The 16,423-nt window shown below is 66.5% G+C and carries 16 protein-coding genes; 7 read left to right on the top strand and 9 right to left on the bottom strand.

What is annotated here, in order from left to right:
* Position 1: 1 nt before the first annotated feature.
* Genes HB677_RS07105 through HB677_RS07095 form a run of 3 tightly spaced genes read right to left on the bottom strand, consistent with a single transcriptional unit; the run spans position 2 to position 2,396 of the window.
* Positions 2 to 697 carry a response regulator transcription factor gene (locus tag HB677_RS07105; RefSeq protein ID WP_213814996.1) on the bottom strand — a complete coding sequence of 232 codons (696 nt, stop codon included), beginning with the start codon at positions 695 to 697 and terminating at the stop codon, positions 2 to 4.
* Positions 694 to 1,839 (bottom strand): sensor histidine kinase, encoded by a 1,146-nt coding sequence (locus tag HB677_RS18810; protein WP_213814995.1) that lies wholly within the window; start codon positions 1,837 to 1,839, stop codon positions 694 to 696. Before HB677_RS18810 ends, HB677_RS07105 begins: the two co-directional genes overlap by 4 nt.
* Before the next feature lie 26 nt (positions 1,840 to 1,865).
* Positions 1,866 to 2,396, bottom strand: a complete 531-nt coding sequence (locus HB677_RS07095; RefSeq protein ID WP_213814994.1) for a hypothetical protein — start codon at positions 2,394 to 2,396, stop codon at positions 1,866 to 1,868.
* A gap of 160 nt (positions 2,397 to 2,556) precedes the next feature.
* On the opposite strand from HB677_RS07095, the gene HB677_RS07090 reads away from it, so the two are divergent.
* Positions 2,557 to 4,137 carry a sodium:proton antiporter gene (locus HB677_RS07090; RefSeq protein ID WP_307852509.1) on the top strand — a complete coding sequence of 527 codons (1,581 nt, stop codon included), beginning with the start codon at positions 2,557 to 2,559 and terminating at the stop codon, positions 4,135 to 4,137.
* 42 nt (positions 4,138 to 4,179) lie between these two features.
* On the opposite strand, the gene HB677_RS07085 is transcribed toward HB677_RS07090, so the two are convergent.
* The 4 genes from HB677_RS07085 to HB677_RS07070 form a co-directional block, all read right to left on the bottom strand.
* Positions 4,180 to 5,796: a sugar porter family MFS transporter gene (locus HB677_RS07085; protein ID WP_307852508.1), complete on the bottom strand. Its 1,617-nt coding sequence runs from the start codon at positions 5,794 to 5,796 to the stop codon at positions 4,180 to 4,182.
* Positions 5,797 to 6,090: 294 nt separating this feature from the next.
* Positions 6,091 to 7,245: a ScyD/ScyE family protein gene (locus tag HB677_RS07080; RefSeq protein WP_213814991.1), complete on the bottom strand. Its 1,155-nt coding sequence runs from the start codon at positions 7,243 to 7,245 to the stop codon at positions 6,091 to 6,093.
* Between the two features lie 248 nt (positions 7,246 to 7,493).
* Positions 7,494 to 8,621 carry a winged helix DNA-binding domain-containing protein gene (locus HB677_RS07075; protein ID WP_213814990.1) on the bottom strand — a complete coding sequence of 376 codons (1,128 nt, stop codon included), beginning with the start codon at positions 8,619 to 8,621 and terminating at the stop codon, positions 7,494 to 7,496.
* A complete protein-coding gene (locus tag HB677_RS07070; protein WP_213814989.1) occupies positions 8,618 to 9,400 on the bottom strand; it encodes an alpha/beta fold hydrolase in 783 nt (260 codons plus the stop codon). The genes HB677_RS07075 and HB677_RS07070 overlap by 4 nt, the downstream gene beginning before the upstream one ends.
* Before the next feature lie 171 nt (positions 9,401 to 9,571).
* On the opposite strand from HB677_RS07070, the gene HB677_RS07065 reads away from it, so the two are divergent.
* On the top strand, positions 9,572 to 11,008 hold the full coding sequence (locus HB677_RS07065) for an MDR family MFS transporter (RefSeq protein WP_213815239.1): 1,437 nt from the start codon (positions 9,572 to 9,574) through the stop codon (positions 11,006 to 11,008).
* A gap of 84 nt (positions 11,009 to 11,092) precedes the next feature.
* Here the strand turns inward: HB677_RS07065 and HB677_RS07060 are convergent, their stop codons facing one another.
* Both HB677_RS07060 and HB677_RS07055 read right to left on the bottom strand, forming a co-directional pair.
* On the bottom strand, positions 11,093 to 11,926 hold the full coding sequence (locus tag HB677_RS07060) for an aldo/keto reductase (RefSeq protein WP_213814988.1): 834 nt from the start codon (positions 11,924 to 11,926) through the stop codon (positions 11,093 to 11,095).
* A 107-nt stretch (positions 11,927 to 12,033) separates the two neighbouring features.
* Entirely contained in the window at positions 12,034 to 13,953 is a 1,920-nt protein-coding gene (locus tag HB677_RS07055; RefSeq protein ID WP_213814987.1) for a prolyl oligopeptidase family serine peptidase, read from the bottom strand.
* Between the two features lie 50 nt (positions 13,954 to 14,003).
* Here HB677_RS07055 and HB677_RS07050 point away from each other — a divergent pair, with 50 nt between their 5' ends.
* The 5 genes from HB677_RS07050 to HB677_RS07030 all read left to right on the top strand — a co-directional run bounded on the left by HB677_RS07050 (position 14,004) and on the right by HB677_RS07030 (position 16,337).
* Positions 14,004 to 14,426 carry a DUF1761 domain-containing protein gene (locus HB677_RS07050; protein ID WP_213814986.1) on the top strand — a complete coding sequence of 141 codons (423 nt, stop codon included), beginning with the start codon at positions 14,004 to 14,006 and terminating at the stop codon, positions 14,424 to 14,426.
* 77 nt (positions 14,427 to 14,503) lie between these two features.
* Positions 14,504 to 14,836 (top strand): YciI family protein, encoded by a 333-nt coding sequence (locus HB677_RS07045; RefSeq protein WP_213814985.1) that lies wholly within the window; start codon positions 14,504 to 14,506, stop codon positions 14,834 to 14,836.
* A 12-nt stretch (positions 14,837 to 14,848) separates the two neighbouring features.
* Positions 14,849 to 15,316 (top strand): NUDIX domain-containing protein, encoded by a 468-nt coding sequence (locus HB677_RS07040; RefSeq protein WP_213814984.1) that lies wholly within the window; start codon positions 14,849 to 14,851, stop codon positions 15,314 to 15,316.
* A 43-nt stretch (positions 15,317 to 15,359) separates the two neighbouring features.
* A complete protein-coding gene (locus tag HB677_RS07035) occupies positions 15,360 to 15,905 on the top strand; it encodes a hypothetical protein (RefSeq protein ID WP_213814983.1) in 546 nt (181 codons plus the stop codon).
* A gap of 48 nt (positions 15,906 to 15,953) precedes the next feature.
* Positions 15,954 to 16,337: a YciI family protein gene (locus HB677_RS07030; protein ID WP_213814982.1), complete on the top strand. Its 384-nt coding sequence runs from the start codon at positions 15,954 to 15,956 to the stop codon at positions 16,335 to 16,337.
* Positions 16,338 to 16,423: the final 86 nt, after the last annotated feature.

Raw genomic sequence — 16,423 nt, 5'->3', positions numbered from 1 at the left:
TTCAGTGCTCGTCTGAGGACAGCACAAGGGCAATGGCCTGCGACCGGTCGCGCAGGGCGAGCTTGGCAAATATTGCGTTGATATAGGTCTTCACCGTGGTAACGCTCACGTACATGCGCTCAGCAATCTCCGGATTACTGAGCCCCTCGGCGATGTGGCCGAGCACCTCCGCCTCGCGGGCGGTGAGGACGGGAAAACGATCATGAACGGATGCCCCGGACACGGCGGGTGCGGCCGAGACGGGTGACCCCGTCACTCCGCCGATCAGCAGTGCCCCCACTTCGGCCGAGAACGTTGTCTGGCCCCGCGCCACGGATCGGATGGCGGCGGAGAGGTCAGCACGACCCGCGTCCTTGGTGAGGTATCCACGCGCTCCCCCGCGCAGGGCTCCAACGATTGACGCATCATCGGCGTAGGTGGTGAGCACGAGCACGGCGGTAGCCGGGAGCTCCGCCACGATGAGGGCGGTCGCCGCGGCACCGTCGAGGCGGGGCATCCGCAAGTCCATCAGCACGACGTCCGGACGGAGTTGGCGCACCAGGCGCACGGCCTCCTCGCCGTCGGCTGCCTCTCCGACGATCTCGATGTCGGGGAGCAGCGACAGAATTGTCACGAGGCCGTCCCGAACGATTGCCTGATCGTCGGCGACGAGCACGCGGATGGTCGGCGAGGGCTGTCCGGCGTGCGCCGCGGTCATGACGTCACCAGCCGCGTATGCACCACGAATCTCCCATCGACGAACGCTGCATCGACGGATGCGCCGTCGAGGGCGGCGACGCGTTCCTTCATTCCGACGAGACCGTGTCCGGCAGGAGCCGCAAGAGGGACGGCGGCGGTGACCGGATTGGACACCTCGAGCTCGACTCGCCGGCGACTCCAGTCCACCCGCACCGCGACGGGAGCGCCGGGCGCGTGCTTGCGCGCGTTGGTCAGGGATTCCTGCAGCGTGCGCCTCAGGGCTTCCGCGACGTCGAAATCGAGCTCGCGATCTGTCCCTGTCACCGAGAAGTCAACGGAACCGCCCAGGGAGAGGTGCGCCGCGAGCAGTTCGTCAATCGTGCGTCGAAACTCGGGGGCCGTGACCGGTTCGCCACGCCGGTCGTCGCGGAGGGCGTCTACCGCCCGGCGTGCCTCAGCCAGACCGGAGGCCGCCATTGCGCGGGCGTTCTTCACCCGCACCGCGGCATCATCGACACGACCCGCCTCCAGCAACGCATCGACAGCGTCGAGTTGCAGTACTAGTCCGCCGAGGCTGTGCGCCAGGACGTCGTGGATGTCCCGGGCCACCGTCTGCCGTTCGGCGAGGGCCGCTCCCCTCGCCTTCTCTTCTTCCACCACGATCCGCTGCTCGAGCAGCTGCAGCGACTGCACCTGCGTCACCCGGATCTGGCGTCGACTGAATCCAGCGATGACGGCGATGGCGAGACCACCCTCCATCGAGACGAGGCCGAGAGGTTGAATATCGACGCTCAGGGCGCCGATGGGGATGACCACCGCCGCGGCGAGCGCGAGCACCACGCCGTGCCACGTCGGGCGATGGGGCATGCCGATCATGGTGAGCACGGCGGCGATCACGGGACCAATGAGGAGCCCCGCGGTCGGGCCGGTGGCGAAAGCACCCGTGACCGCGGACAGGATGATCAGCAGGGCGCTGACGACGGAGCGCTCGCGGGACACAAAGATGAACGCGATCCACGCAACGAGGGAGACGAGGGACACCACGAGCACCCAGACCGGTTCGTCCGTGAACTCGCGAATCAGCCAGTAGCCGACCAGCAGCGCCCCGGCGAGACTCAGCACCTTGCTGAGCATGCCGGGATTGCTTGCCGAGGGGTTCACCGTCCTATCCTCCCGCGTTCCCGTGATCAGGAGTGAATGACTGCCACGCGGGAGGTGCGGGCGGCGAAGACGGCCGTGCGGGAGAATCGGTTAGCGGCAACCATGATGAGGATCACGCCCGTGGAGGCGGCGATCGTCGATCCGACGGCGCCTGCCCAGATGTCGATCCCGACGCGGACCACGATGAACGCGATCCACAGGCCGAGTCCCCAGCCCCCTGTACTGCTTTCCAGCGTCACATCCGTGGTGTCCTTGGGATTCTTCGCGAAGTGCGCAGCCTTTGCCGCAGCAGAGATCGGGCGGAAGCGGGCGATGGACCCCATGAGCGCACCAATCCCCAGGGATACCGCGAGCTCGATCACCAGCAGGGTGATGTCCAGTGTGGTGAGGGCGGCGCTCGTGTCGCTGGACACGGTGATGACTCCGACGACACCGAGGATGAGCGGCATGCGCCACATGCGGGCGACTTCCACGGGACGCCAGGCAAGTTGGCGGATGCCGATCCATCCGACGAGCACGAGGATAACGGCGACATTAATGAGGGTCTGAATGGTCATGGGATCTCTTTCGACGAACGAATGTGAATACCTCAACGTTCGTCGGATGTGCCGGACCGCGGCACCTCCCTGGGGTGGAGTGCCGGGTGGAGATCGTCTCAACTTCGGTACGCTGGGCGGGCCGCCCGGTCCCCGCGGGCGATGCGTGAAGGGAGTCCGCGTGGACCCGGTCAGTTCGATCGTGTGGATCGTTTCGTTCGTCATCGTGACGGTCGCCGTCACCGGCATCGCCGGACGCGCGGGTGTCTCAGCACCCGTCGCGCTCGTGGCCGTCGGGGCGGCTGTTTCGTTTCTGCCGGGCATCCCCCAGATGGTCGTCGAGCCCGAGCTCATCCTCTACGGTCTGCTGCCCCCGCTTCTGTTCGCGGCGGCCATCCGCACTCCCCTCTCGGACATCTTTGCCCGGCGCGACAGCATCCTCGTTCTCGGCGTCGGTCTCGTCGCGTTCACCGTCGTCACCGTCGGTTTCACCATGTGGTGGCTCGTCCCGACGGTGAGCCTCGCGGCAGCCTTCGCCCTTGGCGCCGTGGTCGCCCCCACGGACGCTGTGGCTGTCACCGCCATTGCCGGCCGGTTGCGGCTCCCTCGGCGCGTCGTCACCGTGCTGGAGACCGAGAGCCTCCTCAACGACGCAGCCTCCCTCGTCGCGCTCAACGCCTCCATCGCCGCGATCATCAGCATCGTGAACCCCTGGTCGGTCGTCGGCGACTTCGGCCTCGCCGTCGTGATCGGGGTGGGCGTTGGGCTGCTCGTCGGGTTCGTGCTCTCTGCCATTCGCAAGCGGCTGCGGTCACCCGTTCTCGACACCGGGCTGTCGCTCGTTATCCCGTACATCGCCTTCATCCCCGCCCAGCTCAGCGGTGGATCCGGCGTGCTCGCCGTCGTCGTCGCCGGGCTGTTCCTTGGCCAGCGTTCACCACTGGTGCAGTCCGCGGAGGCGCGCATCGCCGAGTCCATCAACTGGCGCACCATCCGGTTCCTGCTGGAGAATGCGGTCTTCCTCTTCATCGGTCTCAGCCTTTCCGGCATTCTGGTGGGGCTCCGCCAGTCCAATCTCACCTTCTGGCAGATCGTGGGCATTTCCGTCGCCCTGCTCGTGGTTGTCGCGCTGTCCCGATTCCTGTTCGTGTTCGCCAGCAACGCTGCGTACCAGCACGGTCCGCGGTTCCTGCGCGAGAGGTCGTGGGGATGGCGCACGAGTACGGCCATCTCGGCGGCAGGCATTCGCGGGGTGGTCACGCTCGCCGCCGTGTTCCTGCTGCCCGAGGAGACGCCCGAGCGCGAGCTTCTGCAGTTCCTCGCGTTCGTCGTGGTGGCGGGCACCCTTGCCGAAGGACTTGCCCTTCCCTGGATCATCCGTCGCCTGCGCCTGCCTCCGCCCAATTCCGATCAGGAGACCGTCGAGCGCCACCTCCTCATGTCGGAAGCGCAGACTGCAGGGCTCAAACGTCTCGAGGAGGAGCGGGCGGATACGGATGACCCGTCCGTCCTCGACCGCTTGCGGATCGACTCCTCGTTCCTCACCCAGGCCATCGAGAACCCGGCGCCGGGCGACAACGAACCGATCCCCTACACCTACAACCGGCTGCGTCGGATCATGATCGCGGCGGAACGGGAAGCGGTGATCGCGGCCCGCGCCGAGGGCCGGTACCAGGACAGGGCCGTGCGCTCGGTACTGCGCAATATCGACGCGGAAGAAACCGCGCTCCGGGCGAATGCCCCGCGCGAGCAGGAAGAGTAAGCAGGCCGGTCGCCGTCGGCGCTGAGCGGTCGGCGCTGAGCGTCAGCCCTTCGCCGCGCCCTGCGGCTTCGCGGGGGCCGCACCCGTCGCCTTGGCGTCGGCCCGTGCCTTCGCACTGTCCTTGTGGGGTAGCAGCGTGTTCGCCTCCTCCAGGGACATCCCGTTCGTCTCCGGCACAAAACGCATGACAAACAGGAACGACAGGGCGGCGAACAGCGCATAGAGCCCGTAGGTGAGCACGAGCGACACCGCGGCGAGTCCCGGGAACGACACGGTCACCAGGAAGTTGGCGATCCACTGCGCGGCGGCGGCAACGCCAAGCGCGCGTGCCCGGATCTTGGTGGGGAAGATCTCGCCCAGCAGCACCCATACGACCGGACCCCACGAAGCACCGAAACTGATCACGAAGACGTTGGCGGCGATCAGCGCAATCGGTCCCCATGCCCCCGGAAGCTGCGGAGCACCGTCAACGATGTCGGCCTGGCTGAACGCGATCGCCATTGTGGCGAGCGAGATCGTCATGCCTGCGGATCCGAACAGGAGGATCGGGCGTCGGCCCACCCTGTCCACCAACGCAATCGCGATGAACGTCACCGCAATGTTGGTCACGGAGGTGAGGACAGAGATCGTGAACGAGTCCCGCTCCTGGAACCCCACCGAACGCCAGAGGGTGGTCGAGTAGTAGAAGATGACGTTGATGCCGACGAACTGCTGGAACACCGACAGGATGATGCCGATCCACACGATGGGCTTCAGGCCGAATCGGTTGCCTCGGAGAGCACCCTTCTGTGACCCCAGCTTGTCGGCGTTGATGGCGTCCCGCATGTCGCGGATCGCTCTTTCCACGTCCTCCCCGGGCCACAGGCGGGCGAAGATCTTGCGGACCTCGTCGTCTCGCTCCTTGAGCACAAGGAATCGGGGTGATTCGGGCAGGCGCCACGAGATGAGGCCATAGGCGACGGCCGGAACCGCGCCGGCAAGGAACATCCACCTCCACGCTTCCCACCCGAACCAGAACTCGTCGCCGGCGGATCCGGCAGCGTTGGCGAAGAGCGTGTCCGACAGCAGCGCGGCGAAGATACCGATGGTGATGGCCAGCTGCTGGAGGGAGGCGAGCCGCCCGCGCAGCAGGCGGGGTGAGATCTCGGCGATGTAGGCGGGGGCGATGACGGAGGCAATTCCGATGCCGAGGCCACCAATGAGGCGCCAGACGATCAGATCGACGACTCCGAAGGCGAGGCCACACCCGATCGCGCTGGCGAGGAAGAGGATGGCGCCGGTGATCATGGTGGGGATGCGGCCCCACCGGTCGGCCAAACGGCCGGCGAGATAGGCGCCCACGGCGCAGCCGATGAGGGCGCTCGCCACGGCGAACCCGACGAGCGAGGCCGACAGGGCGAACTGTGTCTGGACGGCATCGACCGTGCCGTTGACGACCGAGGAATCGAAGCCGAAGAGAAACCCTCCGACGGCGCCGGCGATGGCGAGCGCGATGACTTTGAAGTTGGTGTGAGGCTTCGTTTCTGACGCCATTGTCTTCTTCTGCCTTCTGGTCGTATCTCGCCCTGGGAGCGAGCGTTCCCCGCCGGTCCGCGAACCCGAACCGCTTTCGATTATTAACCCCGGCAGATTTCTGCGTCCACGGGTTTCCTCGCGCACCGTTGGTGATTAGGGTGCCCGCCGAGCCCCGACCCGACGTGACGTTTCGGCAGGCCCGGGCAGGGCGTAGTCTCATCGACAGAAGCCGTCCAATTTTTTGAGCGAAGGAGTGCCTCATGGCAGACAAATCACCGAAGAAGAATGGCGCCAAGACCGTTGCGGCGAAGTCGCTGAAGGAAAAGCGCGCCGAGAAGAAGGCAAAGCCCGCCCGCTAGTTCGCGAGCGTGGCCAACGCAGAAGTGGCGCCAGACCCGGTGGGTCTGGCGCCACTTTTTCGTTGACACCGGGGAAGGGTTACCGGTGACCCGCCTTCGCCCGGAACGGGAGCACCGTGATCTTGCCGTTGGGCGGTGCAGTCTCGGAGGGAAGCGCGTCGGTGGTGACGTACAGCTTCTTCCCGACCCGTTCGATCGCGGCCGGGGCCGACAGGGCGATGGTCTTCTTTGCCACGTTCTTACCCGGCCAGAAGATCGACACCTGGCCGGTTCCGGCGGAGCCGCCGAAGAGCTCCGCGACGGCGACGGCTCCCGTCGGCAGGACAGCAAGTCCCGTGGCTCCGACGAACCCACGAGCGACAAGCTTGACCGCGCCGGTGTACGGGTTCACCTTGTAGACCCCGCCGCGTGCACCGAGGCTCGCGTCTTCCGGTCCTCCCGGGAGGGACGTCACGTAGAGCCATCCGTTCGCTCCCTGCTCCACGTCGGTCGGCACCGGTTCGAACCGGTACTGGTAGCCGGCGGCGCAGGTGGGCAGTCCCTGGGCGGTGAGCAGCTCCGCGGTGAGAGTGATCGGCGGCTGTGCGGGAAGGACCGCAACCGTGGAGATCGCGCCGTTGTAACCGATCTTAAAGATGGCGTTGGCTCCGGCATCCGCCACATAGATTCCCCGCTTGGTGGCGAGCGATGCGTAGGGGTGGGTGTCAACGGTTCCGGCGTAGGTGGCCGGGGCAGGCGGCGGGAACTGCGCGGCACAGGACGCGGGGAGTCCGATCGCACCGTAGGTGTTTTTCTTGTCGGGATTGACCCTCTGCTCATAGGCGTGAATGTCGGCGAGCTGGGTGGTGACGCCCGCCTTGCTGATCGACTTGAGCACTGCGCGCGAGTGATCCTGGGCGAGCTGGGCGTAGTACACCGCTCCGTTACGGGAGCTGACGGCGCTGATCTCGTCTCCGGGCGCGCTGGCGAGAGTCGTCTTCGTGCCCGTCCGGTCGACCTTGACCAGGGTTCCTCCGAAGTTCTCGGTGACGTAGGCGGTGCCCTTCGACGTGACGTCCAGGCTGAGTGGTGACAACAGGCCGTCGGCGAGGGTGCGGGCGGATCCGACCGAGACCGATGGTGGCGTCGGATGGTGGGAGTGGCCCCGGCCGTTCGCCGACGCCGGTGACGCCACCAGCAGCGTGGAACCCACGAGGGCAACACACGCCGCGGTGGCGATGAGCGGTTTTCTCACGATGATCTCCTTTTGCTAGGCATACTCTGCTCGCGAGATCGGGTCCCGGCGCGGTCGGGATTCTCAGGTGGTGCGGCGCTCAACTCAGGGGTGAAGCGGCATAGACGGGTCGGGCGGCGCGCCATTGCGACGGGGACAAATCTCGCTGCGTCGACGTGCACACCGCCGACAGCCCGACGGTACCTGTCGCTCTCCCTGCAAATCGAGGGGTCGAATCACGCCCCCGTTTGGGGGCAGAATGTGCCGTTTCACCCGGCCGCGTAGCGGGACCACTCCCGAGCCGCACGGTCTAGCGTCGCCGTGTCGCGCGTGCCGAGCGTCTCGAAGACGTCGGTGGTGATCGACCCAGACGGGATGGCTCCCGGGGAGGCACCGGGTGGGCGTCGCCAGGTGCCGACGACCCTGCCCCGGGAAACGATGATCGGAAGGAAGATTCCATTGGTGCCGGGCACCACGCGGTCGAAGTGCTCGGGGGTCAGGGCGAGGGAACGGTCCGTGTAGCCGAGCAGGTACTCGTCGAAACCCGGGAGCAGGTGCACGCGGCCACTCGCACGCGAGGGTGCTGGGCCCGCGGCATCCATTTCGTCCCGGGTCATCCAATAAGTGGTTCCGTCGCAGCTCAGCTCGACGAGATCGTCGAGCGCCGCGGCCAGCCCCGTGCGGGCGTCGGCGAGGGTGAGCTTTGACCACCAGGCGAAGTCAGCGAGGGTCGCCGGTCCGTGTCCCCGGAAATAGCCGAGCGCATAGGAGCGCAAGGCATCGGTGCGCTCACGGGCGGGCTGCCGCGGAATCCAGTCGTCGACCAGCACGAGTGCCTGCTGGTTCTTGTGGGTGGGTCCCCAGCAGATAATCGCGCGATGCGACAGCGCGAATACAATGTGGGAGCCCCGTTGCCCCGCCGTATCGATGCCGGCGCGGCCCAGGGCGGCGAAGAGTTCATCCCGCGACAGTCGCGCTCCCCCACCGAGCTCGGCGCGCGCGACCTCCGTGGCGCGCGTGAGCGTCGTCTCGTCGATTCCCAGGCCGCGAAAGCGGGAGGCTGCCCCCTTCAGCGTGCGCTCGGCGGTGAGGGCGAGGATCCAGCGCAGGTCTTCCGGCGGCAGAAAGTGCAGCGTGCCACGCATGGGCCAGGAGCGGATGACCCGACCTTCGTCCAGCGCGGCGAGAACGTCGCTCTTCGTGGCCCCGGGCGCCCGCAGAGCGACCGCCCACAGTCCCTGCGCGAAGTCCTGCGCCTGCAGCGCAAGGAGGTGCCGCACGACGCCGGCCACATCGAGCGGCGTGCTGGACGGTGACTCGATGCGCTGGGATGCCAGGCGCAGGCGCAGCAGTTCCCGGGGCGTCACCGCGACGGGGTGCGCAGGTTCCAGCGTCATTTCAGAAATTCGACGAGCACCGTTGCGACGGCAGCGTCTTCGACCGCGTGCGTTTGCCCGGTTATCGTGACGCGGCGCGCGCCGGGGATCGCCTCCGTGACGGCCGCCACCGACCGGGCCGCCCACGCGGGGCTGTTGCCGCCATCCATCACGAGGGTGGGGGCTCCGATGCGGGCGAAGCGCTCCCGGGGTACGCGGCCGTCGTTGGTCAGGGCGATTTCGTAGCGAAGGGTGGGGGCAAGCGATGCCATGTCGGGCCAGAACGGTGCCTGGGTCATCCACTCGATCGAGTCCTCGTCGATTCCCATGAATTGCAGAAAGGTCCGGGCCGCCAGGGAGTGATCGCCCCCGTCGAGGGCCGCGAGCACCTCGTCGGCCGTGCGGGTGCCCGGAACCGCCGACGGGTTCTGGGGATCGAACGTGTACGGCGGCTCGAACGCGGCGACCTTCGTGATCGCCACTCCGTGTGCCGCGGCCTCGAGGGCAAGAATCGCCCCGGACGAATGCCCGTAGGCGTGGGCGGACCCGCCGGCGGCCTCGACGACTGCCGCGACATCCTCGATCTCGCGCTCGACCGCGTAGGGCTGCGTGTCTCCGCTGTTTCCGCGACCGCGGCGGTCGACCGTGAAGACCGTGTACTGGGGAGCGAGCACTGACGCGAGCCCGGCGGCGCTCTGGCGGGTGTTGAAGGCGCCTCCCAGCAGCACGAGAGCAGGACCGGTGCCGCTGCGCTCGAAGGCGATGCGGGTTCCATCGGCTGACAACGTCGTCTCGATCATGGCTGAACTCCTTCGGTCGTCCCCCGCTCCTAGGTCGACGGTACTGGACACGCAACAGTGGAATAAAGTCCGCGCGGCGGTTGCTTGATGAAGGTACGCGCGATTGCTCTAACACTCCCGACGGGACACTTACCTTTGTCTGAAACTTCCCCTCTTACCGTGACGCCCGCCATGCCGGGCACCGCAGCGGATGACCCCACCATTGCCAAGCGCAACAAACTGGTCATCAACCTGCTGCTGATTTCGGCCTTTGTCGTCATCCTGAACGAGACCATCATGGGTGTGGCGCTTCCGCACCTCATGCAGGACCTCGACATCACGGCGTCCTCCGCCCAGTGGCTCACCACGGGCTTCATGCTCACCATGGCCGTGGTGATCCCCATCACCGGGTTCTTGCTGCAGCGCTTCAACACCCGCCCGATTTTCATCGCGGCGATGAGCCTATTCAGTCTCGGAACGCTCATCGCGGCTACGGCACCCGGATTTGAGATCCTGCTCGCCGGGCGCGTTGTCCAGGCATCCGGAACCGCCATCATGATGCCGCTGCTCATGACGACGGCCATGACGCTCGTCGCCCCGGCCTCTCGGGGGCGCACGATGGGAAACATCTCCATCGTCATTTCCGTGGCACCTGCCATTGGCCCGACCATCTCGGGCATCATCCTCAGCGCGCTCGACTGGCGCTGGATGTTCATCCTTGTGTTGCCGATTGCCCTCGCGGCGCTTGTGCTCGGCATCATCCGGGTCCCGAACGTCACGACTCCGGTCAGGACGCAGTTCGATGTCTTCTCGGTAATCCTCTCGGCCTTCGGGTTCGGTGGGCTTATCTACGGCCTGAGCAACCTGGCCACCTCGCCCGAGGTCGGCATCGTGCCGCTGCTCGTGGGAGTCGTCGCGCTCGTGGTCTTCGTCCTGCGCCAGGTATCGCTGCAGCGCCGTGACCGCGCGCTTCTTGACCTGCGTACCTTCAAGTCGCCGACCTTCAGCGTCTCGATCGGCATGATGGCCATCAGCATGATGGCGTTGTTCGGCACCCTGATCATCCTGCCGATCTACCTGCAGAACGTTCTCGGTCTTAACGCGCTGAACACCGGCCTGCTCCTGCTTCCCGGTGGCCTGATCACGGGAATCCTGTCGCCGTTCGTCGGTCGCCTGTTCGACCGCTACGGACCCACCACGCTGCTCGTCTCGGGTGCCGTGCTGGTGAGCGCGGACTTCTGGGCCATGACGCGTCTGAGCGAGTCGACTCCGATCGGCCTCGTGCTGGTCGCACACATTGCTCTCAGCATCGGACTTGCTTTGCTCTTCACGCCGCTGTTCACCGCGAGCCTCGGGTCGCTGACTCCGAACCTGTACTCCCACGGCAGCGCCATCCTCGGCACGATCCAGCAACTGGCCGGGGCGCTCGGCACCGCACTCTTCATCGCGGTGATGACCGCGCAGTCCACCACGTTGGCCACGCAGGGAGCATCGGTCGTGCACGCGACGGCCGGAGGCATCCAGCACGCCTTTATGTATGGCGCGATCATTTCGCTGTTCGCCATTCCGGCGGCGTTCTTCATCCGTAAGCCGGCGGTTCCCGCGGGCGAGCTGCCGATGGGTCACTAACCCAGCAGTTCCACCCAGCACCGCGAAAGGGCGGTCACTCCGCGAGGAGTGACCGCCCTTTCTCGCGTCACGCGATTTCCGGACCTACGGAATCCAGTTGAACTCGTCGGGGTTCGGGCCCGTGCGCTCGTTGCGGTTCAGCTCACTGATTGCCGCAACGTCGTCATCGGTCAGCGTGAAGTCGAACAGCGCGAAGTTCTCTTCGATGCGGCTCCGGCTCACCGACTTCGGGAACACGATGTCGCCGCGCTGGATGTGCCAGCGCAGCGTGACCTGGGCCGGTGACTTGCCGATGCGGTCGGCGATCTCGGTGATCGTCGGGTCTGTCAGCACGAGGCCCTGGGCGATGGGCGACCATGCCTCCGTCTCGATGCCGTGCTCGTTGTTAAAGCCGCGAACGTCGTCCTGCGTGAGGTACGGGTGCACCTCGATCTGGTTGACAGCGGGGATGATGTCCGTGTGGTCGAGCAGGCGCTGGATGTGCTGCGGCTGGAAGTTCGAGACACCGATGGCCTTGGCGCGGCCGGAGGCGTAGATCTCCTCCATTGCCTTCCAGGTGTCGACGAAGTCGCCCACCGCCGGCAGCGGCCAGTGGATGAGGAAGAGGTCGATGTACTCGAAGCCGAGGGTATCGAGGGTGGTATCGAAGGCCTTCAGGGCGTCTTCGCGGGCGTGGAAACCGTTGTTGAGCTTGCTGGTGACGAAGACGTCCTCGCGCGCGAGGCCGGATTCGCGCACCGCGTCCCCGACCCCCTTCTCGTTGCCGTACATTTCGGCGGTGTCGATGTGCCGGTAGCCGACCTCGAGAGCTTCGAGGGTCGCGACCTTGGTGTCGGCGGGTGCGATCTGGAAGACGCCGAATCCGAGCTGCGGAATCTCGACGCCGTTGTTCAGGGCGATCGTGGGAATTACTGACATTTCTTGGATCTCCTTGCGATTGGGTACACCGGGTAAAACGGCCCCGCGGTGCGCATCGATTCCCGATTTCGAATATTCGCCGGGGGTTGACACGGGAGCGAAGCAGATCAGGAGAGCATCAACCGCGGGACATCCGCCGGCTCGAAGCCCATCACCTGACCGTAGAACGACAGTTCAGCCTCCGTCGCGCTGACGATGGTCTCCGCACGACGGAAGCCGTGCGACTCGCCCTCGTAGGCGATATAGGCGTGCGGGATGCCCCGAGCCTCGAGCGCATCCCGGAACAGCTCTGCCTGCGACGGTGGCACGATCGGGTCATCGAGTCCCTGCAGCAACAGCACGGGGGTGGTGAGCTTGTGGACGTTGTTCAGGGGCGCCCGGGAATCGTACAGGTCGGCCGCCTCGGGCAGCGGGCCGATGAGCCCGTCGAGGTAGCGGGACTCGAAGTCGTGCGTGTCGAGGGCGAACTGCGTGAGCTCGGCAACACCGAAGTAGGAGGTTCCGGCGGCGAAGACGTCCGACCCGGTGAGCGAGGCGAGTACCGTCCAGCCGCCGGCGGAGCCACCGCGGATGCCCAGCCGGGCGCGATCGGCGACACCCGCGTCTGCCAGCCCGAGGACGGCGGCGATTGTGTCCTCGACATCCACCACTCCCCACTGGCCCTTGAGCCGCTCGCGATACTCGCGACCGTGGCCCGTCGAGCCGCCGTAGTTGATGTCGACAACGCCGATGCCGCGGCTGGTGAAGTACGCAGCCGTGAGGTCTGCGCGCGCGGGCACCCGCGACGTGGGGCCACCGTGCACGAACGCGATGTAGGGCGGCAGTTCGCCCTCGGGTGCCACGAAGTCCGCGTTGCGCGGCGGGTACACGAAGGCGTGCACCTCCCGGGTCGAGCCGAACACGCGTGCCTCGGCGATCGGCAGGTAGCCCGCGTCCGGGAGCGCGTCGACCGCAAGCCGCACGACCTCGAGGTCGCCGGTGTCGAGGTCCAGGATGCGCAGTCCGGTAGCCAGCGTTGAGTTTCCGCCAAACAGCATCACCCGGGATCCCCGGCGAGCGCCGAGGGAGATTGCCGTGAGCGGCAGGTCGAGGGAACGGCTCTCGCCGGTCGTGGTGTCCAGGATCACAAGGCTGTCATCGCCATCGGTGCGCATGGTGAGCAGCCGGCCGTCGTCCAACCGGTGATACCAGATGGAGCCAAGAGTCCACAGGGCGTCACCGTACTCGGCCCGCTCCTCGAGCAGCACGCGGCGGGTGCCGTCGAGGGTGAGCGACTCCAGGTTCCAGAATCCACTGCGATCACTGATCAGCGTCAGGGTGGAGTCATCCGCCCACTGCGGCTGCAGCACGGACTCGGTCGTCGACCCGGCGAGCGTGCGCTGGTCGCGTCCCACTCCGTCGACGAGGTCCGCAACGCGCAGTTCGGTGCCGTCCCACGGCATTTGCGGGTGCTCCCAGGCTATCCAGGCGATGCGGGACCCATCCGGCGAGAACCGCGGGTAGGCAAGGAAGTGGGATCCAGAGACGATGGAGCGGATGCCACGGGCGTCGTGCACCGCGGATCCATCCAGCGGCACCGCCACGATGTCGCGGCTGATGCTTCCGTCGGTGTGGGTCTCCCGCACGGCGATCACCTCGTCCCCGCGAATGGATAACTCGGCGAACCGGTATCTCCCGTCGGCCGGGGTGATCGCGACGGGGGTGCTCTCGCCCCGGTCAAGGCGGTACAGACGTTGGTCGGTGAATTCGGCGAAGATCAGCGCAGAGTCATCCGTCACCGTCCACGCGCCGCCACCGTACTCGTGCACCCGCGTTCGTGCGTTCCACGGAGCGGGAAGAATGTCGACGGGTTCGCCGTTGTCTCCGGCCGTGCGGACGGCGAGACGGCCGCCCTCGCCGGGCCGCAGCTCGAGCCACCAAACTGCATCGCCGACCCAGGTACCGCCGCTCACCGGGTGGCCGCTTGCGGCGAGATCGAGGGCGGAGATCGGGGAACGCCACGATCCGTACGGTGCGGTAGTCGTCATGCGTTCTATTCTGCTCGTAAGAAAACTGTCACGCGCAACGAAGGGCGATCATGGTTCCGGACATCAACTACTGGGCGGTTATCCTCGCGACGCTCTCCAGCATGATCGTGGGCTCGGTCTGGTACACCCCCAGGGTCTTCGGCAAATACTGGATGAAAGCCGCGGGCGTGACCCCGTCGGGCAACGCCTCCGATGCGGTCAGGCCCATCCTCATCACTGTCGTCGTGAGCTTCATCACGGCCTGGGTGCTGGCCGGCGCCGCCGATATCTCGTGGAGCTTCTACGACGGCAGCTTTTTCTGGAACGCGGTCGTGACCACCATCATCCTGTGGGCGGGTTTCACCGCCGCCCGGTTCATCACCCACGACGCCTTCGACGGTCGCCCCGCGGGGCTGACGGTGCTCAACGTCGCCCACGAGTTCGTCACGCTCGTCATCATGGCGATCATCATCGGGGTGTGGCCGCCGGCGTGAACCGGCGCACATCCCGGTAGTACTGCGGCCTAGGCCTCGTTATGGACAACGTATACATTGGGCGCAGGGAGGTAACAATGTTGTTCCTACTGCTGGTGCACTCTGCCCCCGACGGTGAAGAACTTGACGATCCGCGCGGGGCGACCGAGGCGTGGGTGAGCGACGTGGAATCCGCGGGCGCACGCATCGTGGGCGAGAGGCTCGTTCCGTCGGATGAGGCCATGACGCTGACAATTCGCGGGGGCGAGGAGTTCGTCGTGTCCGGGCCCGCCGATGGTCGCGACGACACCATCGTCGGCTTCGACGTGCTCGAGTGCGCGTCGCTCGACGAAGCGCTCGACGCGATCATGACGCACCCGATGGCGGTGATGGGCAGGCTCGAAATTCGCGCGGGCATGCCGTTTGACTGACAGTATCGAGGGATGGCCCCCATCCGTAGTGCCGGACTCCTGCTGTACAGATTCGCCCCCTCGGGCGGGCTTGAGGTGTGGATCGCCCACATGGGCGGCCCGTTCTGGGCGAAGAAGGACGACCACGCGTGGTCCATCCCCAAGGGCGAGTTCACTGACGACGAAGAACCCCTCACCGCCGCCCTGCGTGAGTTTGCCGAAGAGATCGGCACTCCCCCACCCCACGCCGACTATGCGCTGCTCGGCGAGTTCCGCCAATCGTCCGGCAAGATCGTGACGGCATTCATCGCCGAAACAGACTTCGACGTGCAGACCATCACCAGCAACACCTTCGAGATGGAGTGGCCGCCCCGCTCGGGACGACTGCAGCAATTTCCCGAAGTGGATGCCGCGGCCTGGGCGCCGCTCGAGGTCGCCCGGGTCAAGCTCGTGAAGGGCCAGGCACCGCTGTTGACCGCGCTCGAGGAGTATCTGCGCTGACCACTCCCGCGCCTGCGCTCACCAGGCGATCTAGGCTGGATGCATGAGCAGCGCGAGCAGCACAACGGTCGTCTTTATCGGTAGGAATCCTGCACCGACGCTCGGCCGCCTCAACCGGCTGACCAACGTGCGCGCCGCTTCCCTCGCCGAAATGACGGACGGCGATGCCGGCCAGTGGATCAACCAGTCACAGTCCCCCTACGTGGTGCACGACCGCGACCCTCTCGCCCACGTCGCCCACGCGTGGGTCGAGTTCTTCGACGACCAGACCACCCTCGGCACCCTCGACTTCGAGATCGAGCGCGCCCTGCAGTCGCTTAGCGCCGGTGGGGCGTCGCTGCCCGATTACTACATCATTGACGCGCCCGAGGAGCTGTCCCCGACGTGGAAGCACTGGTGGCTCGGCGTGCTGCCCGACGCGGCGCCCACGCGCGTGATCCCCTGGGATGACGGCGCCACCCCGCTGGCCCGCCTGCTCGGGCATCTCCCCACCGGCCGGTCGTGGCCCGATCCGGGGCCCTGGCTCCATCGCGTCGCCCGGCAGGTCCCCGACCGCGTTGGCCTCGGCGAAATAGTTCCGGAAACCTGACACCGCGGTGTCGATTGGGCTCTGGCTGGTACAAGAAAGGACACCCCCATGCAGTACTCACTCCTCCTCCACAATGCTGAGCCGCAAGACGTCGAGGGAGGCATCTCCGACGAAGCCATGCAGTCGATGCAGATTGCCTTCGCCGACTACGTGCGGGAACTGGATGCCGCGGGCGTGCTGCTCTTCGCGAGCATCCTGCAGCCCGTGGCCGCGTCCACGACGGTGACCCTGCGGGATCGATCGTTGCGCATCCAGGACGGACCGTTCGCCGACACCAGGGAAAAGCTCGCCGGTACCTTCGAGATCGACGTCATCGACCTCGACGCCGCGCTTGCCTGGGCCGAGAAGTGCCCGGGCGCGCATTACGGCACCGTCGAGGTACGCCCCGCGGCCCTCATCGTGCGGAATGGACAGTGGTTCCCCGCGGCGTAACCGAATCCGCGGGAGCGACGGCGGAGCGCGCGGCACTGGCCGCCCACCGCGCATACCTCATAAACCGGGTCACCGAGCTGCGCTAG

This window comes from Glaciihabitans sp. dw_435, assembly GCF_018449675.1.
In the GTDB taxonomy this organism is placed as follows: domain Bacteria; phylum Actinomycetota; class Actinomycetes; order Actinomycetales; family Microbacteriaceae; genus Glaciihabitans.
This window is presented reverse-complemented; position numbering and strand designations above follow the sequence as displayed.

Excerpts from the sequence above, each read along its gene's own strand:
- HB677_RS07035 (WP_213814983.1), top strand. The coding sequence starts at position 15,360 with ATGAGCAGCGCGAGCAGCACAACGGTCGTCTTTATCGGTAGGAATCCT.
- HB677_RS07075 (WP_213814990.1), bottom strand. The coding sequence starts at position 8,621 with ATGACGCTGGAACCTGCGCACCCCGTCGCGGTGACGCCCCGGGAACTG.
- HB677_RS07095 (WP_213814994.1), bottom strand. The coding sequence starts at position 2,396 with ATGACCATTCAGACCCTCATTAATGTCGCCGTTATCCTCGTGCTCGTC.
- HB677_RS07030 (WP_213814982.1), top strand. The coding sequence starts at position 15,954 with ATGCAGTACTCACTCCTCCTCCACAATGCTGAGCCGCAAGACGTCGAG.
- HB677_RS07050 (WP_213814986.1), top strand. The coding sequence starts at position 14,004 with ATGGTTCCGGACATCAACTACTGGGCGGTTATCCTCGCGACGCTCTCC.
- HB677_RS07045 (WP_213814985.1), top strand. The coding sequence starts at position 14,504 with ATGTTGTTCCTACTGCTGGTGCACTCTGCCCCCGACGGTGAAGAACTT.
- HB677_RS07060 (WP_213814988.1), bottom strand. The coding sequence starts at position 11,926 with ATGTCAGTAATTCCCACGATCGCCCTGAACAACGGCGTCGAGATTCCG.
- HB677_RS07070 (WP_213814989.1), bottom strand. The coding sequence starts at position 9,400 with ATGATCGAGACGACGTTGTCAGCCGATGGAACCCGCATCGCCTTCGAG.
- HB677_RS07040 (WP_213814984.1), top strand. The coding sequence starts at position 14,849 with ATGGCCCCCATCCGTAGTGCCGGACTCCTGCTGTACAGATTCGCCCCC.
- HB677_RS07055 (WP_213814987.1), bottom strand. The coding sequence starts at position 13,953 with ATGACGACTACCGCACCGTACGGATCGTGGCGTTCCCCGATCTCCGCC.
- HB677_RS07105 (WP_213814996.1), bottom strand. The coding sequence starts at position 697 with ATGACCGCGGCGCACGCCGGACAGCCCTCGCCGACCATCCGCGTGCTC.
- HB677_RS07065 (WP_213815239.1), top strand. The coding sequence starts at position 9,572 with ATGCCGGGCACCGCAGCGGATGACCCCACCATTGCCAAGCGCAACAAA.